A 25,488-nucleotide genomic window follows, 5' to 3' on the forward strand; every position below is an offset into this window, starting at 1 on the left:
AGACCCGTGACCCGACCGTGACCGGAAGTGCCGTGACCGCCCTCCCCACCGACGAGCTCAGCGAGCTCGACAAGCGCGTGCTCGCGTTCGAGCACGACCGGGCGCAGCACGACCGCACGAAGGAGGCGGAGATCCGGGTCGAGTTCGACATGTCGCCGGCGCGGTACTACCAGGTGCTCAACCGCGTGATCGACCTGCCCGCCGCGCTCGCGCTCGACCCGCAGCTGGTCGGCCGGCTGCAGCGACTCCGGCAGGCACGCACCCGAGCACGAGCGGCACGTGCCTTCGTCGCCCCCGCGCCCGATCCCCGTGAAGAGGAACGATGACCGAGAGATTCCCGCGAGACCGCTTCGACGACGTGACCGACGGCCCCCGGGTCGGGGCGCACCGCGGTGCCCGTCGCCGCGGACGCGGGTGGATCGCGTTCGCCTGGGCCGCCCTCGCCACCGGCGTGCTCGTGCTCGCCGGCGTGCTCGTGCTCGCGCTCCTCAACGGCAGCTACTCGTTCCCGGGAGCGACGTCCTCGCCCTCGCGCTCCTCGAGCCCGTCGGCGACCGCGTCGGCCGAGCCCTCCGCGTCGTCGGAGCCGTCGGAGACCCCCTCGCCGTCGCAGGAGTCGTCGGGCGCGGCGTCGCCCGCCGACCAGGGGGAGACGAGCGTCGTGGTGCTGAACGGCACGACCACCTCCGGTCTCGCCGCCCGAGCGAGCACCGCGCTCACGAGCGCGGGGTGGCAGGTGGCGTCGACGGGGGACGCCGGCACGACGGGCACGACGACCTCCGCCGTCTACTACCAGCAGCCGGAGCAGCAGGCCGTGGCGCAGGGCATCGCGAACGCACTCGGCATCACGGCGGTCCAGCAGTCGGCGGCCTTCCCGAACGCCGACGTGAGCGTCGTGCTCGGCGCCGACTACGGCGGCTGACGCGCTCTACGGACCGCGCTGTGTGACAGGGGTGTTTCCAGCACGTTGCTTTCTGACGGAATCGTCGTGAAAGAACGTCACACCTCTTGCCCTGCCGCTTCCCTTGGGCAAGAGTCATCGCCAGACGACGACTGCGTCGTTCGCAACAGCAGCACCAGGGAGCAAGAGATCATGGCCAACGGAACCGTGAAGTGGTTCAACGCCGAGAAGGGCTTCGGCTTCATCACCGTGGATGGAGGGGGCCAGGACGTGTTCGTGCACTACTCGGCAATCGACATGTCGGGGTACAAGGTCCTCGAGGAGGGCCAGGCGGTGACGTTCGACGTCGGCACCGGGGCGAAGGGGCCGCAGGCCGAGTCCGTCCGTCCCGCCTGAGTCCGCGACCACAGCGAACGCGCCGTCCCGTCAGGGGCGGCGCGTTCGCTGTGTCGGGCGGTCGTCCGCCGGGCGCGCGGGGTCGCCCCGGCCGTGGCGCGCTCGTGGCGCAACGTGTCCTGGGAAGACGAGCCGGGCCTCCAGGCTGTGTTGCACTCACACCGGGCGAGTGCCAGAATCGGCGTTGGCACTCGCTCACGCTGAGTGCCAGCACGACCCCCATGACGACGTCCGGGAGGGACGAGAAACTCACATGGCTAAGATCATTGCTTTCGACGAGGAGGCCCGCCGTGGCCTCGAGCGCGGCCTGAACACCCTGGCCGACGCCGTGAAGGTGACGCTCGGCCCGCGCGGCCGCAACGTCGTCCTCGAGAAGAAGTGGGGCGCCCCCACGATCACGAACGACGGTGTCTCCATCGCCAAGGAGATCGAGCTCGACGACCCGTACGAGAAGATCGGTGCGGAGCTCGTCAAGGAGGTCGCCAAGAAGACCGACGACGTCGCCGGTGACGGTACGACCACCGCGACCGTGCTCGCCCAGGCGCTCGTCCGCGAGGGCCTCCGCAACGTCGCCGCCGGTGCCGACCCCGTGTCGCTCAAGCGCGGCATCGAGAAGGCCGTCGCCGCCGTCTCCGACCAGCTCCTCGCGAACGCGAAGGACATCGAGACCAAGGACCAGATCGCCGCGACCGCGTCGATCTCGGCCGCTGACTCCACCATCGGCGAGCTCATCGCCGAGGCGATCGACAAGGTCGGCAAGGAGGGCGTCGTCACCGTCGAGGAGTCGAACACCTTCGGCACCGAGCTCGAGCTGACCGAGGGCATGCGCTTCGACAAGGGCTACCTGTCGCAGTACTTCGTCACGGACCCGGAGCGCCAGGAGGCGGTCTTCGAGGACCCGTACATCCTCATCGTCAACTCGAAGATCTCGAACATCAAGGACCTGCTGCCGGTCGTCGACAAGGTCATCCAGGCGGGCAAGCAGCTCCTCATCATCGCCGAGGACGTCGACGGCGAAGCCCTCGCGACCCTCGTCGTGAACAAGATCCGCGGCATCTTCAAGTCCGTCGCCGTCAAGGCCCCGGGCTTCGGTGACCGCCGCAAGGCCATGCTGCAGGACATCGCGATCCTCACCGGCGGCCAGGTCATCTCGGAAGAGGTCGGCCTCAAGCTCGAGAACGCGACCCTCGACCTGCTGGGCAAGGCCCGCAAGGTGATCATCACCAAGGACGAGACCACGATCATCGAGGGTGCCGGCGACGACGAGCAGATCGCGGGCCGCGTCCGTCAGATCCGCTCCGAGATCGAGGCGACCGACTCCGACTACGACCGCGAGAAGCTCCAGGAGCGTCTCGCGAAGCTCGCCGGTGGCGTGGCCGTCATCAAGGCGGGTGCCGCGACCGAGGTCGAACTCAAGGAGCGCAAGCACCGCATCGAGGACGCCGTCCGCAACGCGAAGGCCGCCGTCGAGGAGGGCATCGTCGCCGGTGGTGGCGTCGCCCTCATCCAGGCGTCCGTCGCGCTCGAGTCGCTCTCCCTCGAGGGTGACGAGGCGACCGGTGCGAACATCGTCCGCGTCGCGATCGACGCGCCGCTCAAGCAGATCGCGCTGAACGCGGGTCTCGAGCCGGGCGTCGTCGCCGCCAAGGTCCGCGAGCTCGAGTCGGGTCACGGCCTCAACGCCGCGACCGGCGAGTACGTCGACCTGGTCGCCGCGGGCATCATCGACCCGGCCAAGGTCACGCGCTCGGCGCTGCAGAACGCCGCGTCGATCGCCGGCCTGTTCCTCACGACCGAGGCCGTCGTCGCCGACAAGCCGGAGAAGGCTCCGGCCATGCCGGCCGGCGACCCGACGGGTGGCATGGACTTCTAGTTACGGTAGCCGGAAGGGCCCCGCACGCTGCGCGTGCGGGGCCCTTCCGCGTGCCGGCCGGCCGGGGGCGGCCCGGGGCCGGCTGGGGCTTCTGGTCGCAGGACTTGCCGCTCAACTCCGGCGGCGACGGCGCGTCGTGCGACCGGAACGGCGGTCAGCGGCGTTTCGTGCGACCACAGTTCGGTCGGCTCTCCCGCACAGGAGGCGCGGCACCCGCGGCTCTCCACAGTTCCGTCCGCCACGGGGCCGGTCCACTGCCCTCTCCCGCAGGCTACGGACGTGTCGAGACCTCGTGCCCTGCCCCGAGACCTGGCCGAGCGAGCCTTCACGGTGTCGGAGGCTCGCGAGCGCGGGGAGAACGGCAGCCGCATGCGTCGAGCCGACCTCGCCCGGCCGGCCCACGGCGTGCGTGCCGCGCTCGACCTCGACGTGTCACTCGTCGAGTGCCTCGCCCTGGTGCTCCGACCCGACCAACGCTTCAGCCACGTGACGGCCGCCCGACTCTGGGGTGCTCCGGTGCCGCGGGCGCATCGGACCGACCCACCGGTCCACGTCGCGACGGTCGGGCCTGCGAGCCTCATGCGTCGCCCGGGGGTCAGGGCGCACCGCGTACCCGACGGCGACACCGTCGTCCTCGGCGGTCTGCCGGTGAGTGGGCCGGCTCGTGCGTGGGCGGAGTGCGCGACGCTGTTCGACCTCCGGTCGCTCGTCGTGCTCGGGGACCACCTCGTCGGGCGTGCTGCACTCGCCACGGTCGAGGACCTCGCGCGGTCGCTCCGCCCACGTGGGCACGGGGTCGTGCTCGGTCGTGCGGCACTCGACGCCATCCGACCCGGGAGCGAGTCGCCGATGGAGACACTCGTCCGTCTGGACGTCGTGGACGCCGGGTTCCCGGAACCCGAGCTCAACCGCGACGTGCACGACGAGCACGGCACCTTCCTCGGCCGCGTGGACATGTGCTGGCCGGAGCTCCGCATCGCGCTCGAGTACGACGGCGACCACCACCGCGAGCGCGAGGTCTTCCTCCACGATCAGCGCCGCGGCAACGGCTTCGCGGTGAACGGCTGGATCATCGTCCACGCGACCGCCGCCGATGCGGGTCGTCCGGCCGTGCTCGTCGAGCGGCTCCGGCAGGCCTTCGCCGCCCGGGGCAGGGGCTGAAGCGGTCGGACGCGCGTGTTCGCCGGCTCTGGTCGCACGACGTGCCGTCGCCGGTCGTTATGGTCGCACGACGCGCCGTCGCCGGCGGAGATGAGCGGCAAGTTGTGCGACCAGAACGTCGGGTTGAACGCCGGAGCCGGAGCCGGAGCCGGAGCCGGAGACGGAGCCGGAGCCGGGGCGGCGCGGGGGACCGCGCGTGCAGCGTCAGGCGGCCGGGGACTTCGGGGTGGGGCTGTAGTCGCGGGGGAGCAGGGGGAGCCAGACGCGGAACGTGGCCCCGCCGCCCTCGGTGTCGAAGACCTCGACCGAGCCGTGGTGCGCCTGCACGATGCCGGAGACGATCGCGAGACCGAGGCCCGAGCCGCCGGTGTCACGGGCACGCGAGGTGTCGGCCCGCCAGAAGCGCTGGAAGATCTTGTCGCGCAGCTGCGGCGGGATGCCCTCACCGTGGTCGATGACGTCGAGGTGGGCCATGCCGCGCTCGTCGTCCACACCGATGCCGATCTCGATCGGGTCGTCGTGCTCCGTGAAGCGCATCGCGTTGCCCATCAGGTTCGTCACGACCTGGCGGATCTTGTTCTCCTCGGCCAGGACGATCGGCGGGCGTGCCGGGAGCACGACGGTCGGCAGCGGGGTGGTGGCGTCGGTCGGGGTGGCGCCGTCGACGCCCATCGCCCGGTTCCGACGGGCACGGAGCCGCGCGATCGTCTGCCGTGAGAAGGCGATCGGCCCGGTGGTGTTGGCCGAGGGCGGGGAGACCGGGGCCTCGCCGGTGTCGGACGGCCCGGCCGGGGCGGGCCGCACGGCCTGCGGCACACTGACCCCCGTCACCGCGTCCTCGACGAGCACCTGGATCTCGCGGTCGGGGTTGGACGCCATGGTGTCGAGCGCCGAGTCGCGGGCGATGGCGACGAGGTCGACCGGCCCGAGCTCGAGCGGCTTCGACTCGTCGATCCGCGCGAGCTGGAGCAGGTCCTGCACGAGGAGCCCCATGCGCTGGGCCTCCTTCTCGATGCGCTCCATCGCCTGGGCGACGTCCTCCTCCTTGCGCAGCGCGCCCATGCGGTAGAGCTCGGCGTACCCGCGGAGCGACACCAGCGGCGTGCGGAGCTCGTGCGAGGCGTCGCCGACGAAGCGCCGCATCTGGTCGATGGTGCGTTCGCGGTCCTCGAACGCCGAGTCGATCCGCTCCAGCATCGCGTTGAGCGAGCGGTTGAGCCGGCCGACCTCGGTGTTCGGGGTGTCGGCTTCGAGTCGCTGGTTGAAGTCCCCGGCGGCGAAGCGTGCGGCGGTGTCCTCGACGTCGCGCAGCGGGTCGAACGTGGCGGTGACGAGGAGCCGGGTCAGCATGGCCCCGAGCAGGATCACCGAGATGCCGAAGCCCAGGAAGATGACGGTGAAGCGGGCGATCGTCTGGTCGGTGTCGGCGCTCGAGACCGCGACGAGCACGTACCCGGTCTCCGTGGTGCCGCTCGCTCGGTTCTGCAGCGCGGCCGGGATGATCTGCGCCCGCCACTCGTGGGCGTGCTGGCTGTCGTAGAGCGAGAAACGCTGGGAGGTCTGGGCCGCGGCGGTGAAGTCGAGCGAGCGGATGTCCGGACGGCTCGAGGCGCGGGTCTGACAGATCTGGTCGCCGCGGGCGTCGTAGGCGGCGACGTAGGCGCTCTGCGACAGCACCACCGAGAGGTTGCAGTACTGCTGGCCGTCGCTGATGTTCTGGCCCTCGAGCTGCTCGGTCGTCTGCTTGACCGTGTTGTCGAGCTGCTGCATCAGGTACGTGGACAGCACCGTCATGGTGCCGAGGCCCGCGACCAGCAGGCCGAGCGCGACGAGGAGCACCGTGATCCCGGTGATCTTGGTGCGGAGGGAGATCCCGTCCCACCAGCGGCTCATTCGCGTGTGCATGCTGCCCCAACGATAAGCGGCGACCGCCCGGTGAAACCGGACGGCCGCCGAGTGCTCGACGTCAGGACGCCTTGGACGCCTTCAGCATGTACCCGAAACCGCGCTTCGTCTGGATGATCGGCTCCGTCGAGTACTGGTCGAGCTTGCGACGCAGGTACGAGATGTACGACTCCACGATGCCGGCGTCGCCGTTGAAGTCGTACTCCCACACGTGGTCGAGGATCTGCGCCTTCGACAGCACACGGTTCGGGTTCAGCATGAGGTAGCGGAGGAGCTTGAACTCCGTCGGGGAGAGCTCGATCTGCGCGTCGCCGATGGTGACCTCGTGCGTGTCCTGGTCCATCGTCAGCTCGCCCGCGCGGATGATGGCGTCCTCTTCGTCGTTCATCGTGCGACGGAGGATCGCCTTGATGCGCGCGACGATCTCGTCGAGCGAGAAGGGCTTCGTGACGTAGTCGTCGCCGCCGACGGTCAGGCCGGTGATCTTGTCCTCGGTGTCGTCCTTCGCGGTGAGGAACAGGATCGGCGAGGTGTAGCCCGACGAGCGCAGGCGCTTGGTCACGCCGAACCCGTTCATGTCGGGGAGCATCACGTCGAGGATGATCAGGTCGGGCTCTTCCTCGAGCACCGCCGAGATCGCCTGGGCACCGTTGCCGACCGCGCGGACGGCGAAGCCGGCGAAGCGCAACGAGGTCGTCAGGAGGTCGCGGATGTTCGGCTCGTCGTCGACGATCAGGATCTTGGGGCCATCGGTCATGCTCCCATCCTCTGACCGTTCCCTAGAGGTTCCCTGGGAGCGGGTCGTGTACTGGCTACGCGGCGGCCAGGACCTGGTCGGCGTCGAGGATCGTGTACGCGTACCCCTGCTCGGCGAGGAACCGCTGCCGGTTCTGCGCGAAGTCCTGGTCGACGGTGTCCCGCGTGACGAGGGTGTAGAACGACGCCGGCAGCCCGTCCTTGTTCGGGCGGAGCAGTCGGCCGAGACGCTGCGCCTCTTCTTGCCGCGACCCGAAGGAGCCGGACACCTGGATCGCGACCGTCGCGTCGGGCAGGTCGACCGAGAAGTTCGCGACCTTCGACACGACCAGCACGTCGATGGCGCCCTCGCGGAACGCCTGGAACAGCCGTTCACGCTCGTCGACGGGGGTCGAACCGGTGATCTCCGCCGCGTCCAGCGAGGCGGCGAGGTCGTCGAGCTGGTCGATGTACTGCCCGATCACGAGGATCTGCTCGCCGTGGTGCTTCCCGATGAGCTCCCGCACGACCGGGGTCTTGGCCGGCGAGGTCGCGGCCAGCCGGTAGCGCTCGTCGTCGCCGGACGCCGCGTACTCCAGGCGGTCCTGGTGGGGCAGGTCGATCCGGACCTCGTAGCAGGCGGCGGGGGAGATGTAGCCCTGGGCCTCGATCTCCTTCCACGGGGCGTCGTACCGCTTCGGCCCGATGAGCGAGAAGACGTCGCTCTCGCGGCCGTCCTCGCGCACCAGGGTCGCCGTGAGCCCGAGCCGACGGCGGGCCTGCAGGTCGGCGGTGAGCTTGAACACGGGAGCGGGGAGCAGGTGGACCTCGTCGTAGACGATGAGGCCCCAGTCGAGGGCGTCCAATAGCGACAGGTGCGTGTACTCGCCCTTCCGCCTGGCGGTCAGGATCTGGTACGTCGCGATCGTCACCGGCCGGATCTCCTTCGACGTGCCGGAGTACTCGCCGATGTCGTCGGGCGTGAGCGTGGTGCGGCGGAGCAGCTCGTCGCGCCACTGCCGGGCGGACACGGTGTTCGTGACGAGGATCAGGGTCGTCGCCTTCACGGTGGCCATCGCACCGGCGCCGACGAGCGTCTTGCCGGCACCGCAGGGCAGCACGACCACGCCGGACCCCTGCGCGAAGAAGGTGTCGACCGCCTGCTCCTGGTACGGGCGCATGTGCCACGACGCCGTGTCGAGGTCGATCGGGTGCGGCTGCCCCGGCGTGTAGCCCGCCAGGTCCTCCGCCGGCCAGCCGAGCTTCACGAGCTCCTGCTTGACCTGCCCCCGCGCCCAGGGCTGCAGTTCGATCTCGGACGGGGACCGCTGGTCGCCGAGCAGGGGCTTGATGCGCTTCGACCGGGTGACCTCGGCGAGGACCGACGGGTCCTCCGCCGTGAGCAGCAGGACCGGCTGGCGCTCGAGCTCCTCGGTCGGGGAGTTCGCGACCGCCGGGGCGTCCGCGCGCTCCTCGCGCCGGATGACGAGTCGGCCGTAGCGCGAGACCGTGTCGCGGATGTCGACCGTGACGCTCTGCGGGACCGGGAACTTGGCGAAGCGCTCGAGCGTGCCGATCATCGACTCGGCATCGTGACCGGCGGCGCGCGCGTTCCACAGACCGAGCCGCGTGATGCGGTACGTGTGCACGTGCTCGGGAGCGCGTTCGAGTTCGGCGAAGGCCGCGAGTTCGTGCCGTGCGTCCTCTGCCTGGGGGTGCGCGACCTCGAGGAGCACGGTGCGGTCACTCTGCACGATCAGCGGTCCGTTCATGACGGATCAGCCTAGGCGTCGCGGCTGCGAGCCGCCGCCGTCAGCGCGCTGCGGTGGAGAACCGGTCCGCCAGCCACGTCCGTGCAGGAACGGAGCGGGTCAGGCATCGCTCTCGACCGTCACGACGAGCGACAGGGGCAGGGTGCGTTCGACGTCGAGCGACGTGTCCCGTCCGCGCACGCGGCCGGCGGCGACCGACGTCGGCACGATCGAGAAGGGCCGTTCCGACCCGTCCGGCATCCGTACGGTCAGTCGGATCGGTGTCTTCCCGCGCACCGCCAGGTCGATCTGCCGTCCGAGCCACTCCTGCTCCGGCTCCGTCTCGCCCCGCTCGGTGGTCAGCCGCAGTCGCTCCACGAGCGCGTGCGCGGCCTGTTCCGGCGTGCGTCCGGCGGTGCGGCGACGGACGGGAGGACCGTCCTGCGTCGCGGGGCGAGCGGCGGCCGTCAGCACGGCCGGGTAGCGCTGGTCCTCGAGCGCCGCGTGCACCACGTGCGGCGGGTGGGGGGTCGCGAGGGTCGTCAGGTCGACGCGCTCCCAGGTCAGGTGTCGGAGCTCGGCGTCCACGCCCACCAGGTCGAGCTGGTCCGCCGTGCCCTGCACACGGGTGCCGACTCCGTCCGGTGCCACGTCGACGACGATGCCGCCGTCCCGCGTCGCGACCTGATCGACCAGGTACGTCAGCGGCTGCGGCACGTCGGTCGCCGACAACCGGTCGAGCAGGGCGAGCAGGTCGTCGCGCGTGGTGCCGGCGCGGAGCGCCCGCCGGACGGAGTCCTCCGAGACGCGGTACCGGGCGGCCAGGCCGGGGGCCTCGAGGTCGGCGACCGTGCGGAGCGCCTCGTCGTCCGCGGGGGAGAGCGGCCCCGGTGCGATCACGGTGAGGTCGTGCTGCAGGTAGACGCCCGCCACGGTCGGCGGCAGGTCGGCCGCTGCCGCACCGACGTCACCACCGAGCACGGCACGGCCCGTCGGGGTGACGGTGCCGTCGACCGTGAGACCGAGGACCTCGGCGGTGCCGGCGACCTCGAGCAGGATGGCGTCGAGCCAGCGAGCGCCCGCGGGGAAGGCCCAGCGACCGACCGCCACCAGGTCGCGCAGGTCGTCACCGGCGGCGTCGAGGACGTCGTGCACGGCCGGGTCGAGCGACCGCCACCAGCGACCGGCGAGCTCGACCCAGCGCTCCGGCCACGCGGCCCGGAGCCACCCGCGACCGTCGTCGGTCACGGTCCAGCGGCCCTCGCCGGGGTCGGCGAGCCCGGTGCCGTCGAGCAGGGCGAGCCGGTCCGGCACGACGTCCGGGTCCGCGCCGACGCGCTCGCCGAGGGTCCGGGCGAGCGGGGTGCCGATGCCACCCTTCACCAGCTCGCGGACGTCGCCGGCACCGACGGCCCGCAGCAGTTCGGCGAGCACGGTCATCGTGTCGAACGCGTGCTCGGCGCCGGTGGCGCGAGCGCGCTCCTGGTCGACCGCCTGCGGATCCGGGGTGGCGGGGCGGGGCGGGGTCGTGCCTCCCGACCGGAGCGCCACGACGTCGGGCTGGGCGGCGAGTCGTGCGGCGACCGCGTCGTCGACGGCGCCCTCGGTGTCGGCCAGGCCCAGCGCAACCGCCGGGGCCAGCGCCCGGGCGTCCGTCGAGCCGTCGCGGAGCGCGAGCAGGGTGGCGCGGGGCAGGTGCTCGAGCGCGGCGTCGACGGCCTCGTCGGCGCGGAGTGCCTCGGCCAGGTCGAAGAAGTCGGCCGCGTGCTGCGGGCCGGAGTCCGCGAGGACGGCCGCGGGCAGGCGTCGGGCGACGACGAGCCGTTCCAGCTCGTCGTCGGGCATCGCCCGCAGCCGGGCGGCGAGGTCGGCGGTGGTCGTCATCGTCCCCCGCGGCGGTCGGCGCCGGGCCTCAGCGGGCCGACCGGTTCTCGCGGGCGCGCTTGGACCAGGTGAGCCCGAGCAGGACGAAGACGAGGACCATCCCGATCGGCAGACCGATCAGCGGGATCGCCATGACCACCGGCCACGGCATCGACCCCTGCGCGCTCGACGCGGTGAGCCACATCACGATCATCGCGGCGATGCAGAGGAAGGCGGCGATGAAGATGCCACCGATCATGAACCCGAGGACGCGTTCGGTACGATTGAACGTCACCGGGGGTTCCGCGGATTCGCGCGTGTTCCCGGGGGATCGGGTCGGCTTGGCCATCGGCCCAGGATATCCGACGCACCACGGCCGTTCCACGACAACGAGGAGACCACGCATGCCCACCGGAAAGGTCAAGTTCTACGACGACCAGAAGGGGTTCGGGTTCATCACCGGCGACGACGGTGACTCCGTCTTCCTGCACGCGTCCTCGCTGCCCGACGGCGTCACCTCGGTCAAGGCCGGCACCCGGCTGGAGTACGGCGTCGTGCAGGGCAAGAAGGGGTCGCAGGCGCTGTCGGCCCGACTCCTCGACCCGCAGCCGTCCCTCGCGAAGATGTCGCGTCGGTCGGCGGACGACATGGCGGTGATCGTCGAGGACCTCGTGAAGGAGCTCGACCGGATCAGCGGCGACCTCCGCCACGGCCGCTACCCGAAGAACGGCGAGCGTCTCGCCGCGATCCTGCGCCACGTCGCAGACCAGCTGGACGCCTGATGGTCGACCACACCGAGCTCGCGCGGAAGGCGCTGCTCGAGGTCACGCCCGGGTCGACGATCGGGCAGCCGGTCGGCACGGTGGACGAGGGCGACGGCGTGGTCTCGGTCCTGTTCTCGAACCGCATGCCCGGCTACCCCGGCTGGCGCTGGACCGTCTCGATCGCCCAGGTCGAGGGGGACGAGCCGACCGTGCTCGAGGTCGAGTTGATGCCGGGCGACGGATCGCTGCTCGCGCCGGACTGGGTGCCGTGGGCCGACCGGATGGCGGAGTACCGCGCCGGGCAGGACGCCGACGACGAGGACGCCGACACCGACGACGACGAGGACGCCGACGCCGACGACGACGAGGACCTCGACGACGACGCCGAAGAGGCCGACTACGAGGACCCGGACGACGACGAGGCCGACGACGATGCCTCGGACGACGACGACGAGTTCGAGGACGACGAGGACGACCTCGAGGAGTCGGACGACGACGAGCTGGACGGTGTCGACGTCGACGCGGCCGGCGACGACACCGACCACACGGACGACGACGACACGGACGACGAGGACACGGACGACGAGGACACGGACGACGAGGACGCCCAGCTCGAGGAACGCGCTCCGGCGCGCTCCCGCGGCTCGCGTCGACGGGCGTCGCGCGTCCGTCCGACCGACCCCGACGAGGACCTCGAGCTCGACCGGCTCGACCCGTCCGAGACGGACCCGGAGCGCCACGGCGCGTAGGAGCGCCCGAGACGAACGGGAGGCGCGGTGCCAGCTGGCACCGCGCCTCCCGTTCGTCCGTGCTCCGGTCAGCCGCGCAGTTCGCCCACCACGAAGTCGATCGCCTGCACGAGCTTCGCGACGTCGTCCGGGTCGATCGCGGTGAAGGTCGCGACGCGGAGCTGGTTGCGGCCGAGCTTCCGGTACGGCTCGGTGTCGACGATGCCGTTGGCGCGCAGCGTCGCGGCCACGACCTTGGCGTCGATCGAGTCGTCGAGGTCGATCGTCGCGACGACCTGCGACCGGTGCTCGGGGACGGTGACGAACGGCGTCGCGTAGTCCACCGAGTCGGCCCAGTCGTACAGCGTCGACGACGAGGTCTTCGTGCGGGTGTCCGCCCACGCGAGACCGCCCGACTGGTTGATCCACTGCACCTGGTCGTCGAGCAGGAGCAGCGTCGCGAGCGCCGGGGTGTTGAGGGTCTGGTCCAGCCGCGAGTTGTCGACGGCGCTCTGCAGCGACAGGAACTCGGGGATGTAGCGGCCGCTCGCGGCGATGCGCTCGACGCGCTCGAGCGCCGCGGGGGAGAACAGCGCGAGCCACAGTCCGCCGTCGGACGCCAGGTTCTTCTGCGGTGCGAAGTAGTAGACGTCGGTCGCCGAGACGTCGAACGCGGCACCGCCGGCGGCGCTCGTCGCGTCCACGACGGTGAGCGCCCCGTCGTCACCGCCGGCGCGGGCCACGGGAGCCATGACGCCCGTGGAGGTCTCGTTGTGCGGGTACGCGTAGACGTCGACGCCCCCGACGGGTTCGAGCGCGGCGAGGGAGCCGCCGGGGGCCTCGACGACGTGCGGTGCCTCGAGCCAGGGGGTCTGCACGGCCTTGGCGAACTTCGACCCGAACTCGCCGAAGGACAGGTTCTCGGCCCGGCGCTCGACCAGGCCGAAGGCCGCGGCGTCCCAGAACGCGGTCGAGCCGCCGTTGCCGAGGACGACCTCGTAGCCGTCGGGGACCTGGAAGAGGTCGGCGAGGCCCCGGCGGACGCTGCCGACCAGGTCCTTGACGGGCTTCTGACGGTGGGACGTGCCGAGGATCGTCGCCCCGCGGGTCACGAGGGACTCGAGCTGCGCGCCGCGGATCTTGGACGGTCCGCAGCCGAAGCGTCCGTCGGTCGGGAGGAGTTCGGCGGGGATGACGATGTCTGCCATGCGCCGATCCTAGCGAGCGGTATCCCAGCGCTCCCGACCCTGTACCGGCCGGACGGGGCGGGGGCGAGCCGTGCCTCCAGCCGGTCCCACGGGCCGGACGCCGACGTGGGACCGGCCCTGTCGAGGCCGGTCGGCGGGCCTCCGGTGGCCCGGGGACGGGGTGTGCGGAATGCGGCGGCGCCCGGCGGGTGTTGGTCCTTCGACGTCGCCCCGAACAAGTAGTGTGGGGCAGGCTGGGCCCAGACATGAGAGGCGGACCGTGACCGATCTCGTCGACACCACGGAGATGTACCTGCGGACGATCCTCGACCTCGAGGAAGAGGGGATCGTGCCGCTGCGCGCACGCATCTCCGAGCGGCTCGGTCACTCGGGCCCCACGGTCTCGCAGACCATCGCCCGCATGGAGCGTGACGGCCTGGTCGTCGTGACGGGGGACCGCCACCTCGAGCTCACGGGTGAGGGCCGCTCCCGTGCCACCCACGTGATGCGCAAGCACCGCCTGGCCGAGCGCCTGCTCGCCGACGTCATCGGGCTCGACTGGGCCTTCGTGCACGACGAAGCGTGCCGCTGGGAGCACGTGATGAGCGAGCAGGTCGAGGTCCGACTGCTCGAGATGCTCGGCAACCCGACCGAGTCGCCGTACGGCAACCCGATCCCCGGCCTCGCCGAGATCGGCGGACCGACGGCCGGGGCGTTCCTGGACGGCGTGCAGAACATCGTCGCGGCCACCGACGGCACCGATGCGGTCGCGACGGGCGTCATCCGCCGCCTCGGGGAGCCGGTGCAGTTCGAGCCGGAGCTCCTGCACCAGCTGCGGTCCGCCGGCGTGATGCCCGGTCGGGCCGCGAGCGTGCAGCGTGCCGGTGCCTACGTGGCGGTGCGTGTCGAGGGCGAGGATGCCGGGATCGAGCTGCCGACCGAGGTCGCACAGCACGTCTACATCGAGCGCGGCTGACGCCCAGACGGGCCCGCTGAGCCTGAGAATCGGCACAAGGTGACGACCGTGACCCGTCTCTGACCAGGGCTTCGTTACCGCCTCGTTACCGTACGGCCGTTTTGTCTCGACACGGTAACGGCCCCCACGTACACTCGTCGAGTCCCCGGGCCGCCCACGAGGCCCAGGACCCGTGACAGGGCGTCTCGAACCCGTCTCCTGTCTCGATCGGAAACGATGACGAACGGATGGGGTCCGCCCCTCCGCCCCACCCAGGCGGAGACGGTGACGAGACGCCGGAGACACCACCCTTGACGCAGACCGGTTCCGCCGCGGACGACCAGACGCCCGCGAACCCGACGAACACCGCGAACGCCGCCCCCGCGAACGCCTCCCACTCCACCGCCGACGCCCCGCTCACCCGGCGGGCAGCGCGTCAGGCCACCGCTCCGGCTCGCCGGGTCACCCCGGTCCGCGACGCCCCGCTCCCCGGTGGCCGTCGTGCCGCGCAGGCCGCCCGCGCCGCGGAGACCGCGAAGGCGAGCAGCTCGGCCCGCAAGCGCCGCTTCCTCGCCCCGGTCGTGCTCACGGTCGCCGCCGGCATGTTCGGCACGGTCGCCGTCGCCCCGGCCTTCGCCGCGACCCAGCAGACGGGCTCACAGTCCGCGGACGCGGAGCGTCAGGTGCGGACGACCCAGGCCCAGCAGTTCTCGGTCTCCGACGCGGTCGCCCTCGCCGGTACCGCGCGTGACGGCTACGGTGCGACCGCGCAGTCCACGCTCGACGCCGAGGCTGCACGGAAAGCGGCCGCCGAAGCCGCCGAGCAGGCTGCAGCGGACGAGGCGGAGCAGGCCGCCGCCACCGAGGCCGCCCGCGCGAAGACCGCGGAGCAGTACTCGTCGTACAGCGGCCCGAGCGCGGACGAGCTCGCCACGTCGGCCGCCGCCGCGGACACCCCGTTCTCGCTGCCGGCCGTCGTCGCGACCGCCAAGCAGTACATCGGCACCCCGTACGTCTTCGGCGGCGCCGACCCGTCGGGCTTCGACTGCTCGGGCTACATCATGTACGTCTACGCCCAGTACGGCATCGACCTGGCGCACTCCGTGTCGCTGCAGGACGCCGCGGGCACCACCATCCCCGAGTCCCAGGCGCAGCCGGGCGACGTCGTGATCTTCAACGACGGATCGCACGACGGCTTCTACATGGGCGACGGCATGATCATGGACGCCCCGAAGCCCGGCGGCTCGGTCTCGATCCGCCCGATCTGGACGAGCGACTACCACATCGTGCGCTTCGGCGTCTGACGACAGCGCTCCGCGCAGCGGTGACGACCCGTGTGTCGTTCCCGTGAACACTCCCGGAAACCGGCCCGCACACCCTCGTGCAGGGCCGGTTTCTGACGTAGCCTGACGCTGCACCGGTGTCGAAGCCGGCCCGAACACGGGAGACCTCATGTCAGCGTTCCGCACGACCCGCACCACGGGTCGGCGCGCGCTCGTGGACATACGGTCGACCGCGCCCTGCGTGCACCATCACGCCCCTGTCTGACGAGAGCACTGCCCATCCGGGTGGTGCTCTTCGTGGTTCTGAGGCGTGGTCGCAGACCGCGGTCCCCTGTCGGCGCCGATCGGCCCGAGGCACCCGCAGCGCCTGGAAGCCGTCCAGGCACCGTCGGAAGGGAACCCATGCGCACTCTCGTCCTCAACGCCGGATACGAGCCCCTCGCGGTGATCTCGGACCGGCGGGCCATCGTGCTGGTGATGAACCAGAAGGCCGCCATCATCGCCGCCGACGTCGACCACCCGGTCACCGGGTCGACGACGAGCTTCGACCGTCCGTCCGTCATCATCCTCACCCGGTACGTGCGCATCCCCCACGCGAGACTCGTGCCCGTCTCACGGCGCGGCGTCCTGCGTCGTGACGCGAACCGCTGCGCCTACTGCGACCGGCACGCCACCACCATCGACCACGTGCAGCCGCGGTCGCGCGGAGGGCAGGACTCGTGGGAGAACCTCGTCGCCTGCTGCCTCGCGTGCAACAACACGAAGGGCGACCGCACCCCGCAGGAGATGGGGTGGCGGCTCCGCTTCCGCCCGAAGGCGCCCCACGGTGCGTCCTGGGTGGTGCGCGGGATCGAGCGTCCGCAGTCGGAGTGGGACGAGTACCTGGTGGCCGCGTAGCGCGGTCCATCGACGGGCCGGACGGGAGGCACGGGGCCGGCCCGCCCCGCGCCTCCCGTCCGTCGCGTGGTCGCGCCGGCGGCGTGTGGTCGGGGTACCTGGTCGGCGCGGGCGTACCTGGTCGAAGCGGGCGTACCTGGCCTTCCGGAACGACCAGGTGTGCCCGTTCCCACATTCCATCGCGAGCGTGATGGGAAGGAGTGTGCAGGCGTAGCGTGCGAGCCATGAGCGAGACGCCGGTGATCGACGACGCCACCATCGACGACCTCCGGGCCCGTCTGCGCAGCACCCGGTGGCCGGACGTGCCGGCGGGGACCGGGTGGTCGCTCGGCGTCGACGTCGACGAGCTCCGGCCGCTCGTCGAGTACTGGGCGGACGGGTTCGACTTCGACGCGCACCGGCGGCAGCTCGCCGCGCTGCCGTCCGAGTGGCACGTCGTCGACGGCGTGCGGGTGCACGTGCTGCACGCCCGGTCCCGCCGATCGGACGCCCTCCCGCTGTTGCTCGCCCACGGCTGGCCGGACTCGGGGTGGCGGTACCGGAAGGTGCTGCCGATGCTCGTCGACGCCGGGTTCGACGTCGTCGTGCCCGACATGCCCGGCTACGGGTTCTCCGAGTCGCCGCCGCGGGTGCTCGACGCCCGCGAGGTCGCCGGCATGTGGGCGACGCTGATGACCGACCTCGGGTACGAGCGCTTTGCGGCGTCCGGCGGGGACATCGGCACGCACGTCGTCCGGTACCTCGCGCTCGACCACCCCGACCGGGTCGTCGCCGTGCACCGGATCGACGGCGGGCTGGCCTGGCCGGGGATCGACACCACGGAGCTCTCTCCGGCGGAGCGCTCGTTCGTGCGGGAGACCGAGCGCTGGCGGACCGCCGAGGGCGCCTACGCGATGATGCACCGCACGAAGCCGCAGACCGCCGCGGTCGGGCTCACCGACTCGCCCGCGGGCCTCGCCGCGTGGATCGTCGAGAAGCTGCGGTCGTGGAGCGACTGCGGCGGGGACCTCTGGTCGGTGTACACGCGGGACGACGTGCTGGCGCTGCTGACGGAGTACTGGGCGACGGCGACGATCGGGTCCTCGATGCGGATGTACCACGCGAACGCCGCGATCCCCGCCGCGCAGCTGAGCCGGCGGGTGGAGGTGCCGTCGGGGTTCTCGGTGTTCCCCGGTGACATCGTCCGGGCTCCGCGGGAGTGGCTCGAGCGGACGACGAACCTCGTCCACCACCACGAGCTCGACCGGGGCGGGCACTTTGCGCCGTTCGAGCAGCCGGAGCTGTTCGTCGACGAGGTCTGCGCGTTCCTGGAGCCGTACCGCCGCTAGAGTGGACGGGCCAGCCTCTGTAGCTCAATGGAAGAGCAGTTCCGTCCTAAGGAAACGGTTGGGGGTTCGAGTCCCTCCAGGGGCACCAGCCGGGCGCGGCCCGACGTCGTGCGGCGACCGCAGCGGCCCCATCGGTCGCCGGTTCTCCACAACAGTCGCCCTGGACGGTAGTGCGGCCCGCGCGCCCCGTACGATTGACCCCGTGTCCAAGGTCCTGAGCAGTCTCCCCGTCGGCGAACGAGTCGGCATCGCGTTCTCCGGAGGTCTCGACACCTCCTGCGCGGTCGCCTGGATGCGCGAGAAGGGAGCGGTGCCCTGCACGTACACGGCCGACATCGGCCAGTACGACGAGCCGGACATCGACGCGGTCCCCGGGCGCGCGAAGGAGTACGGCGCGGAGATCGCCCGCATCGTCGACGCGAAGAGCGCCCTGGTCGAAGAGGGCCTCGTCGCCCTGCAGACCGGTGCCTTCCACATCCGTTCCGGCGGCAAGACCTACTTCAACACGACGCCGCTCGGTCGCGCGGTGACGGGCACGATGCTCGTGCGGGCGATGCGCGAGGACGGCGTCGACATCTGGGGCGACGGCTCGACCTACAAGGGCAACGACATCGAGCGGTTCTACCGCTACGGCCTGATGGCGAACCCGCGGCTGCGCGTCTACAAGCCGTGGCTCGACACGGAGTTCGTCGAGGAGCTCGGCGGCCGCAAGGAGATGAGCGAGTGGCTCGTCGCACGCGGCTTCCCGTACCGCGACTCCACCGAGAAGGCCTACTCGACCGACGCGAACATCTGGGGCGCCACGCACGAGGCGAAGAGCCTCGAGGAGCTCTCCAGCGGCCTGGACATCGTCGAGCCGATCATGGGCGTCGCCGCCTGGCGCGACGACGTCGAGGTCGCGACCGAAGAGGTCTCCGTCCGCTTCGAGGCCGGCCGACCGGTCGCGATCAACGGCATCGAGTACGCCGACGCCGTCGCCCTGGTCTACGAGGCGAACGCCATCGGCGGCCGCCACGGCCTCGGCGCGTCGGACCAGATCGAGAACCGCATCATCGAGGCGAAGAGCCGCGGCATCTACGAGGCACCGGGCATGGCCCTGCTGCACATCGCCTACGAGCGCCTGCTCAACGCGATCCACAACGAGGACACCGTCGCCGCCTACCACAACGAGGGTCGCCGTCTCGGCCGCCTGATGTACGAGGGTCGCTGGCTCGACCCGCAGTCGCTCATGCTCCGCGAGTCGCTGCAGCGTTGGGTCGCCTCGGCCGTCACCGGCGAGGTCACGCTGCGCCTCCGTCGCGGTGACGACTACACGATCCTCGACACCACGGGCCCGGCGCTGTCGTACCACCCGGACAAGCTCTCGATGGAGCGCGTCGGCGACGCCGCGTTCGGTCCGGACGACCGCATCGGCCAGCTCACGATGCGGAACCTCGACATCGCCGACTCGCGCTCGCGCCTCGAGCAGTACGCGGCCGCCGGCCTCATCGGCGGCGCGACCGGCGAGCTCGTCGGGCAGCTGCAGTCGGGCGAGGCCGAGGAGATCCTCGGCGGCGCGCTCGTCTCCGACGCCGACGACGCGCTCGGCCGTGCCACGGACGCCGCGTCCGAGGGCGCCGCGTTCGACTCCGGCACCGACTGACCCACCGCCGACACCACGCAACGGGAGTCCCTGCCGAGCGCAGGGGCTCCCGTTCGTGCGGTGCGGGCGTCGACGGCGACCCACGCGCCCACACGACGGACGGGAGGCGCGGTGCCAGCCGGCACCGCGCCTCCCGTCCGTCGTCGTCCGGTCGACTACCGCCGCTCGGCGGTCTCCGGACGCTTCTGCCGCCAGGGCCGTGCCGGCTCGTCCGGGCCGTCCCACACCTGCACCGCGCCCCACGCGGCGGCGAGGAGCGGTACGGAGATGATCGCGCCGGTGATGCCGGCGAGCACGGTGCCCGCGGTCAGGCCGATGAGGATCACCAGGCCGTGCAGCTTGAGCGTCCTGCCCATGAGCACCGGCTGCAGCAGGTTCCCCTCGAGCTGGTTCACGAGCACCACGATGCCGACGACGATGAGGGCGGCGACGGGGCCGTTGGCGACCAGGGCGACGAGCGCCGCGAGGATGCCGGCGGCGGTGGCGCCGACGATGGGGATGAAGGCCGTGATGAACACGACCACGGCGAGGGGGAGTGCGAGCGGCACCCCGACGATGGCGAGACCCACACCGATGCCGACGGCGTCGACCGCGGCGACGCTCGCGGTGCCGCGGACGTAACCGCCGAGCGTGTGGACGACGCGGTCGCCCACACGCCGGGCGCGCTCGTAGCGGGCGCCGGTGAAGGGGCGGAGCAGGAACTCCCAGATCGCCGGGCCGTCCTTGAGGAAGAAGAACAGCACCACGATCATCAGCACCAGGCCGGTGAGGAAGTTCGCGGTGGCCGACGCGCCGGCGAGCGCTCCGGAGCCGAACTGGGAGCTGGTCAGGAAGCCCTGGACGCCCTGGACGGCCTCGTCCACCTGCGAGTCGGAGATCGAGAACGGCAGGTGCGCGGCGAAGTCCTGCAGCTGGCCGAAGCCGCGCAGGGCCGACTTCTGCAGGTCGGGCCACTGGGAGATCACGGCGACGACGATGAGCCAGCCGACCAACCCGAGCACCACCAGCACGCCGAGCAGGACGGCCAGGGTCGCGAGCACCGAGGGCACCTTGTGGCGACGGAGCCAGGAGACGACGGGGTGCATCGCCGACGCGATGATGAGCGCGAGGAGCACCGGGATCGTGACGACGCTGAGGGTGGCTGCCGCGTAGACGACGCCGATGGCGACCACGAGCACGATGACCACCTGCAGGCACCGGGTCGCGAGGCTGCCGAACCCGTCGGTCCACTTGCGGACGAACGGCCCGGGGGAGGCGTCTGGCGGTGTGGCGGTGGTGCCGAACAGGGGCATGGGGCTCCTCGAGGTCGTACGGGGCACCCACGCTACCGACGCGGTCGTGCCTCGGTCAGCTGGCCGTGCTGGCTCCGCCTTCGCCGATAGGCGCACCGACGTGGACGCGGCGCACGGCCACTCCTACGCTGGTGTCACCGGGTTCTCCCTCAGGGTCCCGTCGTCACGATGCCCTCGCGGTCTGCGAGGTCTGGCGCAGCGGGACGGCCCGGTCGGATCCGGGGTGCGCGACACCCCGATGGAGGGCTGGTCCCATGACCGCCACGTTCTCCCCGTGCACCCCGCACGTCGACTTCCCGGCGGGCCACACCCGCACCCCCTCGTCCTCGTTCGCCGCGACCACGCTGTGGGTCCTCTCGTGACGCCCCGCCCGACGGAGGACTGGCACCGACACGGCCTCCGCTCGCCGGAGGAGGTGGCGGTGATCATCGCCGCCCGCGTCGGCGGGACCTCCGACGCCGCTGCCCCTGCGGGACCGGAGCACGACGAGCCGTCGTTCGCTGACTTCCTCGGCGAGCAGGTCTGACCCCTCCGCCCGCCACGTTCCACGTACCCTGGACGGGGGGGTTCGCGACCGGCCGGTGCCGAGTGGACAATGCTCGGCGAGGGCCCGCGGGTCCTCCTCCGCCTCACCAGCGGAGTCCGGATCAGGGAGGGACCGACGTGCACGACCACGACACGCACCCGTTCGACCGTCACGTCGGCCCGCCGCACCTCGAACGGTTCCGGCTCACCCGGACCGACGAGACGCTGCAGGTGGTCTGCACCTGCGCGATCGGTGCCGACCACGACAACACCATCCGGCACGCCGGAGCCCCGTCCGTCGGCTGAGTCGAGCGCGTGAACGGGAACCGGGTGCTGCCGGTGAATCCGAGCGTCGTCGCGGGCGGAGCGCGATACTGGTCGCGTGCGTGAACTCCAAGCCGCCATCGCCGCGGACCTCGACGTCCAGCCGACCATCGACCCGGAGCAGGAGGTCGCCCGTCGCGTCGGGTTCCTCCGCGACTACCTGGCCACCACCGGCGCGAAGGGCTACGTCCTCGCCGTCAGCGGCGGCCAGGACTCGACGCTCGCCGGACGCCTGGCCCAGCTGGCGGTCGAGTCCCTGCGTGCCGAGGGGCGCGAGGCCGAGTTCGTCACCGTCCGGATGCCCTACCGCGTCCAGGCGGACGAGGACGACGCGCAGCTCGCGCTGCGGTTCATCGCCGCCGACCCGGGCATCGTCGTGAACATCGAGCACGGCGTCGACGGCGTCGTGCATGACACGGCCGCGTCGGGCGTCGAGCTGAGCGACTTCGTGAAGGGCAACGTCAAGGCCCGCATGCGCATGGTCGCCCAGTACGCGGTCGCCGGACAGCGCGGACTCCTCGTCATCGGCACGGACCACGCGGCCGAGGCCGTCACGGGCTTCTTCACGAAGTACGGCGACGGCGGGGTCGACCTCACGCCGCTGACCGGCCTGACGAAGAGCCAGGGACGCCAGCTGCTCGAGCACCTCGGCGCTCCGGCCCGCCTCTACGAGAAGGCCCCGACCGCCGACCTGCTCGACGACCTGCCCGGTCAGACGGACGAGGCGAACCTCGGCCTCACCTACCTCGAGATCGACGCGTACCTGCAGGGCCACGACGTGCCGGTCGAGGTCGCCGAGGCGATCGAGTCCCGGTACCGCGCGACGGAGCACAAGCGTCGCGTGCCCGCGACGCCCTTCGACAGCTGGTGGCAGCAGGGCGTGTAGCCGCACCACCGCACATCCGGACGGGAGGCGCGGTGCAGGTCCGACCTGCACCGCGCCTCCCGTCCGTGCGAGGGCAGTTCTCCACAGCCCAGATCGCGTGGCTGCTCCGGCTGCGCCCGCGCTCCTAGGATGGACGCAACGGAACAACAGATGCGGAATCCGGTCACGACGGACGTGACGGCGGTCCGCTGGGGGGGAATCATGGAAGTCCTGCTCGCGCTCGGAGCCGTCCCGCTCATCATCGTGGGGATCGTCGTCCTCGCGGTGATCGCGCTCGTGTACGCCAAGCTCGTCTACCGCAACGCCGGTGCGGACGAGGCGCTCATCATCACCGGCAAGCGCTCGCGCAAGGTCAAGAACCCGGACGGCACCGAGACCGTCGAGTCCGGCATCAAGGTCGTCCTCGGCGCAGGCGTCCTGGTCCGCCCGTTCTTCGAGCGGGTCGCGAAGCTCTCGCTGTCCTCCCGCGCGATCGACATCAACGTGAACGCCCAGGACTCCCGGGGCGTCACGATCGACGTCGAGGCCGTCGCGCTCGTCAAGGTGGGCGAGACCGACGCGTCCATCCGGGCCGCCGCGCAGCGCTTCCTGGGCCAGGAGAAGAAGATCGACGACTTCGCGCGGGAGGTCCTCTCCGGCTCGCTCCGCGCCTCGATCGGTGCGACCGACGTGTCGACGATCATCCGCAACCGCGACCAGCTCACGGTCGCGGTGCTCGACGTCGCGAAGGACGCCCTGCACAGCCAGGGGCTCGACGTCGACTCGTTCGAGATCAAGGGCATCTCGGACCGCAACGAGTACATCAGCGACCTCGGTCGCGCGGAGCGTGCCCGTGTCCGGCTCGAGGCCGAGAACGCCGAGGCGCAGGCCGACCGCGAGGCCCGTGAGGCCCGGGCCACCGCGGACCAGGCGATCGCCGAGGCCGAGAACGCCCTCGCAATCCGCCGTGCCGCCCTGCAGCTCGACGCCGACCGTGCTTCGGCCGAGGCCGCTGCGGCGGGTCCGCTGGCCCAGGCCCGGGCCTCGCAGGGCGTCGTCGAGCAGGAGCAGATCACGGCGCAGAAGCGTGCCGAGCTCCGTCGCGCCGAGCTCGAGTCCGAGGTCACCGCCGTCGCCGAGGCGAACGCGCGGAAGACCCGGGTCGAGGCCGAGGCGGCTGCGGCTGCCCAGGTCGAGACCGCCCGCGCCCAGGCCGAGGCCCGTCGCATCTCAGCCGAGGCCGTGGCGGCGGAGGCGCAGGCCGAGGCGGACGCGCGCAAGCTCGCAGCCGATGCCTCCCGTGCCGAGGGCGAGGCCGCGGCCGACGCCATCCGCGCCAGGGGTCAGGCCGAGGCCGATGCCACGAAGGCCCAGGCCGACGCGCTCGCCCAGCACTCCGAGGCCGTGCTCCGTGTGAAGGCGATCGAGACCCTGCCGAGCATCGCCCGCGAGCTCGCGGCGCCGATGAGCAACATCGACAAGCTCACCGTGGTGTCCTCGGACGGTGCAGGTGCCCTGTCGAAGAACGTCGTGAGCCAGTTCAGCGAGGTCGACGCGCTCCTCGGGACGACCGCCGGGTTCACGCTGAGCGACATCGTGAAGAGCACCACGACCGGTCAGGCCGCTGCCCGTGCGGTGGCACGTGAGCAGGAGGCCGGCGCCGCCGACTGATCGCACGAGTACGCCGGCGGGCGCGACGGGGCTACGCCTCGCCGCGCCCGTCGTCGTCTCGGGAGCGCTGCTGGCGGCCTGCGTCTTCGCGCTCGCCGGGCTCCGGCCGCTCATCGCGGTCGACGACCGTGCTGCTGGCGGGGGCGGTCCCGTCCGCATCCTGCCCGTGCACGCGTTCCTGCTGCGCCGCGTCCCGCTCGGCGGCCAACCGCTGCTGCCACAGGACGCTGCGTGCCGCACCCTCGAGGACGTCGTCCACGCTGCCCCCGGTCTTCGTGGCCAGTGCGCCGCTCAGGCCGGCGGTGAGCGTGCCGCTGGCCGAGACGAGCCGCTCCACGACCTCCTCCTGACGAGCGGTCAGCGGTTCGTCCACCATGCTGTCCACGGTCTCGCGGATGTTCTCCTCGCTCGCGTCGAGCGACGCGTCATCGCCGGCGTGCAGGGCGGCGGCCTCGCCGACGACGACGAGTCCGAGCCGTGCTGCGTCGTCCTCGGGGCGGGAGCGTTCGTTCTCGTCGGTCATGTCGCGGACGGTACGCCTCCGGACATGTGCGGACCGGGTGTCCTACGGCGGGCTCCACGCCCGGACGCACGTCACCCCGGACCAGCAGGGCGGTCCGGGGTGACGTGCGCCGACGCCCCCGACGTCGGTCGGCGGCGGTGTCCGCGCTGGGGTCAGCGGCGAGCGCCGCGACCTGCGAAGCGCGTGTAGATGAACAGCACGATGACGGCGCCGATGATCGAGCCGATGATGCCGGCCGGCTGGAAGAAGCCGTCGGCGAGGTCGTGCCGGAAGATCAGGAAGCCGAGGAAGCCGCCGACGAACGATCCGATGATGCCGAGCACGATCGTCATGAGGATCGACATGTGCTGCTTGCCCGGGATGATGAGTCGTGCGAGGGCTCCGGCGATGAGTCCGACGATGATGAGCCCGATGATGGTGCCGATGACGCCCATGGTGTCCTCCTTGGATCGGTCCGTGCCGCGGTCAGGGGTGTCCGCGGTCGTGGTCGGCTCCCGATCGAACTCCGGGGTTCCTCAGCGTGCACCCAGCCTGCATGGAGCTCCGGACGCCGAGGGGCTCAGGCCGCGCCGGTCGCCTCGAGCTCGGCCTGCAGTTCCGCGTCCGAGGGCTCGACGAAGTGCGTGCCGTTCGGCAGCACCACGACGGGGATGTTCTTGCGGCCGCTGATCGCCTCGGCGCGGTCCGCGGCGGACAGGTCGGCCTCGACGTCCACGTAGTCGTAGTCGACCCCGAGGCGGTCGAGCAGCGCCTTCGAGCGTCGGCAGTCGCGGCACCAGTCGGCACCGAACATCGTCACCTTGTCGAACGTCGCGTCAGTCATGTCCACACAGTACGTCCCGCAGCGACCGGACATTCCCGCAGCGCCCGGTGGAAGGCGGCACGACCCGCCCCTGCCGCCCCTGCCGCCCCCGTCGAC

At 71.6% G+C, this 25,488-nt stretch carries 25 protein-coding genes and 1 tRNA gene; 16 read left to right on the top strand and 10 right to left on the bottom strand.

What is annotated here, in order from left to right; translation table 11 throughout:
• Nucleotides 1-32 precede the first annotated feature (32 nt).
• The 5 genes from DEJ23_RS12100 to DEJ23_RS12125 all read left to right on the top strand — a co-directional run bounded on the left by DEJ23_RS12100 (nucleotide 33) and on the right by DEJ23_RS12125 (nucleotide 4,331).
• Entirely contained in the window at nucleotides 33-326 is a 294-nt protein-coding gene (locus DEJ23_RS12100) for a DUF3263 domain-containing protein (protein WP_258375500.1), read from the top strand.
• Entirely contained in the window at nucleotides 323-922 is a 600-nt protein-coding gene (locus DEJ23_RS15485) for a LytR C-terminal domain-containing protein (protein ID WP_146240288.1), read from the top strand. Before DEJ23_RS12100 ends, DEJ23_RS15485 begins: the two co-directional genes overlap by 4 nt.
• A gap of 171 nt (nucleotides 923-1,093) precedes the next feature.
• Nucleotides 1,094-1,297 (top strand): cold-shock protein, encoded by a 204-nt coding sequence (locus tag DEJ23_RS12115; RefSeq protein ID WP_058740472.1) that lies wholly within the window; start codon nucleotides 1,094-1,096, stop codon nucleotides 1,295-1,297.
• Nucleotides 1,298-1,550: 253 nt separating this feature from the next.
• On the top strand, nucleotides 1,551-3,170 hold the full coding sequence (groL, locus tag DEJ23_RS12120) for a chaperonin GroEL (protein ID WP_111240518.1): 1,620 nt from the start codon (nucleotides 1,551-1,553) through the stop codon (nucleotides 3,168-3,170).
• A 279-nt stretch (nucleotides 3,171-3,449) separates the two neighbouring features.
• On the top strand, nucleotides 3,450-4,331 hold the full coding sequence (locus DEJ23_RS12125) for a hypothetical protein (protein ID WP_146240289.1): 882 nt from the start codon (nucleotides 3,450-3,452) through the stop codon (nucleotides 4,329-4,331).
• Between the two features lie 204 nt (nucleotides 4,332-4,535).
• On the opposite strand, the gene DEJ23_RS12130 is transcribed toward DEJ23_RS12125, so the two are convergent.
• The 5 genes from DEJ23_RS12130 to DEJ23_RS12150 all read right to left on the bottom strand — a co-directional run bounded on the left by DEJ23_RS12130 (nucleotide 4,536) and on the right by DEJ23_RS12150 (nucleotide 10,880).
• On the bottom strand, nucleotides 4,536-6,236 hold the full coding sequence (locus DEJ23_RS12130; protein WP_111240520.1) for a cell wall metabolism sensor histidine kinase WalK: 1,701 nt from the start codon (nucleotides 6,234-6,236) through the stop codon (nucleotides 4,536-4,538).
• Nucleotides 6,237-6,297: 61 nt separating this feature from the next.
• Nucleotides 6,298-6,993 (bottom strand): response regulator transcription factor, encoded by a 696-nt coding sequence (locus DEJ23_RS12135; RefSeq protein ID WP_056120555.1) that lies wholly within the window; start codon nucleotides 6,991-6,993, stop codon nucleotides 6,298-6,300.
• Nucleotides 6,994-7,048: 55 nt separating this feature from the next.
• Nucleotides 7,049-8,743: a DNA repair helicase XPB gene (locus DEJ23_RS12140; RefSeq protein ID WP_111240521.1), complete on the bottom strand. Its 1,695-nt coding sequence runs from the start codon at nucleotides 8,741-8,743 to the stop codon at nucleotides 7,049-7,051.
• Nucleotides 8,744-8,842: 99 nt separating this feature from the next.
• Nucleotides 8,843-10,606, bottom strand: a complete 1,764-nt coding sequence (locus DEJ23_RS12145; RefSeq protein WP_111240522.1) for a helicase-associated domain-containing protein — start codon at nucleotides 10,604-10,606, stop codon at nucleotides 8,843-8,845.
• Between the two features lie 28 nt (nucleotides 10,607-10,634).
• A complete protein-coding gene (locus DEJ23_RS12150) occupies nucleotides 10,635-10,880 on the bottom strand; it encodes a hypothetical protein (RefSeq protein WP_111240523.1) in 246 nt (81 codons plus the stop codon).
• Nucleotides 10,881-10,989: 109 nt separating this feature from the next.
• Between DEJ23_RS12150 and DEJ23_RS12155 the strand changes: the two genes are divergently transcribed.
• The gene (locus tag DEJ23_RS12155) at nucleotides 10,990-11,367 is read left to right on the top strand and encodes a cold-shock protein (protein ID WP_111240524.1); all 378 of its coding nucleotides are present in this window, start codon (nucleotides 10,990-10,992) and stop codon (nucleotides 11,365-11,367) included.
• On the top strand, nucleotides 11,367-12,098 hold the full coding sequence (locus DEJ23_RS12160; protein ID WP_111240525.1) for a DUF3027 domain-containing protein: 732 nt from the start codon (nucleotides 11,367-11,369) through the stop codon (nucleotides 12,096-12,098). The genes DEJ23_RS12155 and DEJ23_RS12160 overlap by 1 nt, the downstream gene beginning before the upstream one ends.
• Nucleotides 12,099-12,166: 68 nt before the next feature.
• Here the strand turns inward: DEJ23_RS12160 and serC are convergent, their stop codons facing one another.
• The gene (gene serC, locus DEJ23_RS12165; RefSeq protein ID WP_111240526.1) at nucleotides 12,167-13,285 is read right to left on the bottom strand and encodes a phosphoserine transaminase; all 1,119 of its coding nucleotides are present in this window, start codon (nucleotides 13,283-13,285) and stop codon (nucleotides 12,167-12,169) included.
• Between the two features lie 259 nt (nucleotides 13,286-13,544).
• Here serC and DEJ23_RS12170 point away from each other — a divergent pair, with 259 nt between their 5' ends.
• From DEJ23_RS12170 to argG, 6 genes are all read left to right on the top strand, one after another.
• Nucleotides 13,545-14,240, top strand: a complete 696-nt coding sequence (locus tag DEJ23_RS12170) for a metal-dependent transcriptional regulator (protein WP_111240527.1) — start codon at nucleotides 13,545-13,547, stop codon at nucleotides 14,238-14,240.
• A gap of 290 nt (nucleotides 14,241-14,530) precedes the next feature.
• Nucleotides 14,531-15,523, top strand: a complete 993-nt coding sequence (locus DEJ23_RS16020; protein ID WP_111240528.1) for a C40 family peptidase — start codon at nucleotides 14,531-14,533, stop codon at nucleotides 15,521-15,523.
• A 381-nt stretch (nucleotides 15,524-15,904) separates the two neighbouring features.
• On the top strand, nucleotides 15,905-16,399 hold the full coding sequence (locus DEJ23_RS12180; RefSeq protein WP_111240529.1) for an HNH endonuclease: 495 nt from the start codon (nucleotides 15,905-15,907) through the stop codon (nucleotides 16,397-16,399).
• A 224-nt stretch (nucleotides 16,400-16,623) separates the two neighbouring features.
• Nucleotides 16,624-17,727, top strand: a complete 1,104-nt coding sequence (locus tag DEJ23_RS12185; protein ID WP_111240530.1) for an epoxide hydrolase family protein — start codon at nucleotides 16,624-16,626, stop codon at nucleotides 17,725-17,727.
• Between the two features lie 13 nt (nucleotides 17,728-17,740).
• Nucleotides 17,741-17,815 (top strand) — tRNA-Arg (locus tag DEJ23_RS12190).
• A 114-nt stretch (nucleotides 17,816-17,929) separates the two neighbouring features.
• Complete coding sequence (gene argG, locus DEJ23_RS12195; protein ID WP_111240531.1) at nucleotides 17,930-19,369, top strand: argininosuccinate synthase; 1,440 nt, start codon at nucleotides 17,930-17,932, stop codon at nucleotides 19,367-19,369.
• A 155-nt stretch (nucleotides 19,370-19,524) separates the two neighbouring features.
• On the opposite strand, the gene DEJ23_RS12200 is transcribed toward argG, so the two are convergent.
• Entirely contained in the window at nucleotides 19,525-20,661 is a 1,137-nt protein-coding gene (locus DEJ23_RS12200; protein WP_111240532.1) for an AI-2E family transporter, read from the bottom strand.
• Nucleotides 20,662-21,324: 663 nt separating this feature from the next.
• On the opposite strand from DEJ23_RS12200, the gene DEJ23_RS15765 reads away from it, so the two are divergent.
• The 3 genes from DEJ23_RS15765 (at nucleotide 21,325) to DEJ23_RS12210 (ending at nucleotide 24,046) form a co-directional block, all read left to right on the top strand.
• Complete coding sequence (locus DEJ23_RS15765; protein WP_181429244.1) at nucleotides 21,325-21,492, top strand: hypothetical protein; 168 nt, start codon at nucleotides 21,325-21,327, stop codon at nucleotides 21,490-21,492.
• Nucleotides 21,493-21,568: 76 nt separating this feature from the next.
• Complete coding sequence (gene nadE / locus DEJ23_RS12205; RefSeq protein WP_111240533.1) at nucleotides 21,569-22,396, top strand: ammonia-dependent NAD(+) synthetase; 828 nt, start codon at nucleotides 21,569-21,571, stop codon at nucleotides 22,394-22,396.
• Nucleotides 22,397-22,597: 201 nt separating this feature from the next.
• Nucleotides 22,598-24,046, top strand: coding sequence for an SPFH domain-containing protein (locus DEJ23_RS12210; RefSeq protein ID WP_181429245.1), 1,449 nt, complete (start codon nucleotides 22,598-22,600; stop codon nucleotides 24,044-24,046).
• A 31-nt stretch (nucleotides 24,047-24,077) separates the two neighbouring features.
• On the opposite strand, the gene DEJ23_RS12215 is transcribed toward DEJ23_RS12210, so the two are convergent.
• The 3 genes from DEJ23_RS12215 to DEJ23_RS12225 all read right to left on the bottom strand — a co-directional run bounded on the left by DEJ23_RS12215 (nucleotide 24,078) and on the right by DEJ23_RS12225 (nucleotide 25,392).
• Entirely contained in the window at nucleotides 24,078-24,569 is a 492-nt protein-coding gene (locus tag DEJ23_RS12215) for a hypothetical protein (RefSeq protein WP_111240535.1), read from the bottom strand.
• A 152-nt stretch (nucleotides 24,570-24,721) separates the two neighbouring features.
• A complete protein-coding gene (locus DEJ23_RS12220; protein ID WP_111240536.1) occupies nucleotides 24,722-25,003 on the bottom strand; it encodes a GlsB/YeaQ/YmgE family stress response membrane protein in 282 nt (93 codons plus the stop codon).
• A gap of 125 nt (nucleotides 25,004-25,128) precedes the next feature.
• On the bottom strand, nucleotides 25,129-25,392 hold the full coding sequence (locus DEJ23_RS12225; RefSeq protein WP_111240537.1) for a glutaredoxin family protein: 264 nt from the start codon (nucleotides 25,390-25,392) through the stop codon (nucleotides 25,129-25,131).
• Nucleotides 25,393-25,488: the final 96 nt, after the last annotated feature.

Source organism: Curtobacterium sp. MCSS17_008 (genome assembly GCF_003234185.1).
In the GTDB taxonomy this organism is placed as follows: Bacteria; Actinomycetota; Actinomycetes; order Actinomycetales; family Microbacteriaceae; genus Curtobacterium.

Bases quoted from the DNA above. Each gene is read 5' to 3' on its own strand.
- DEJ23_RS15485 (WP_146240288.1), top strand. From the start codon at position 323: ATGACCGAGAGATTCCCGCGAGACCGCTTCGACGACGTGACCGACGGC.
- DEJ23_RS12115 (WP_058740472.1), top strand. From the start codon at position 1,094: ATGGCCAACGGAACCGTGAAGTGGTTCAACGCCGAGAAGGGCTTCGGC.
- groL (WP_111240518.1), top strand. From the start codon at position 1,551: ATGGCTAAGATCATTGCTTTCGACGAGGAGGCCCGCCGTGGCCTCGAG.
- DEJ23_RS12130 (WP_111240520.1), bottom strand. From the start codon at position 6,236: ATGCACACGCGAATGAGCCGCTGGTGGGACGGGATCTCCCTCCGCACC.
- DEJ23_RS12135 (WP_056120555.1), bottom strand. From the start codon at position 6,993: ATGACCGATGGCCCCAAGATCCTGATCGTCGACGACGAGCCGAACATC.
- DEJ23_RS12140 (WP_111240521.1), bottom strand. From the start codon at position 8,743: ATGAACGGACCGCTGATCGTGCAGAGTGACCGCACCGTGCTCCTCGAG.
- DEJ23_RS12145 (WP_111240522.1), bottom strand. From the start codon at position 10,606: ATGACGACCACCGCCGACCTCGCCGCCCGGCTGCGGGCGATGCCCGAC.
- DEJ23_RS12155 (WP_111240524.1), top strand. From the start codon at position 10,990: ATGCCCACCGGAAAGGTCAAGTTCTACGACGACCAGAAGGGGTTCGGG.
- DEJ23_RS12160 (WP_111240525.1), top strand. From the start codon at position 11,367: ATGGTCGACCACACCGAGCTCGCGCGGAAGGCGCTGCTCGAGGTCACG.
- serC (WP_111240526.1), bottom strand. From the start codon at position 13,285: ATGGCAGACATCGTCATCCCCGCCGAACTCCTCCCGACCGACGGACGC.
- DEJ23_RS12180 (WP_111240529.1), top strand. From the start codon at position 15,905: ATGCGCACTCTCGTCCTCAACGCCGGATACGAGCCCCTCGCGGTGATC.
- DEJ23_RS12185 (WP_111240530.1), top strand. From the start codon at position 16,624: ATGAGCGAGACGCCGGTGATCGACGACGCCACCATCGACGACCTCCGG.
- DEJ23_RS12200 (WP_111240532.1), bottom strand. From the start codon at position 20,661: ATGCCCCTGTTCGGCACCACCGCCACACCGCCAGACGCCTCCCCCGGG.
- DEJ23_RS12210 (WP_181429245.1), top strand. From the start codon at position 22,598: ATGGAAGTCCTGCTCGCGCTCGGAGCCGTCCCGCTCATCATCGTGGGG.
- DEJ23_RS12215 (WP_111240535.1), bottom strand. From the start codon at position 24,569: ATGACCGACGAGAACGAACGCTCCCGCCCCGAGGACGACGCAGCACGG.
- DEJ23_RS12220 (WP_111240536.1), bottom strand. From the start codon at position 25,003: ATGGGCGTCATCGGCACCATCATCGGGCTCATCATCGTCGGACTCATC.
- DEJ23_RS12225 (WP_111240537.1), bottom strand. From the start codon at position 25,392: ATGACTGACGCGACGTTCGACAAGGTGACGATGTTCGGTGCCGACTGG.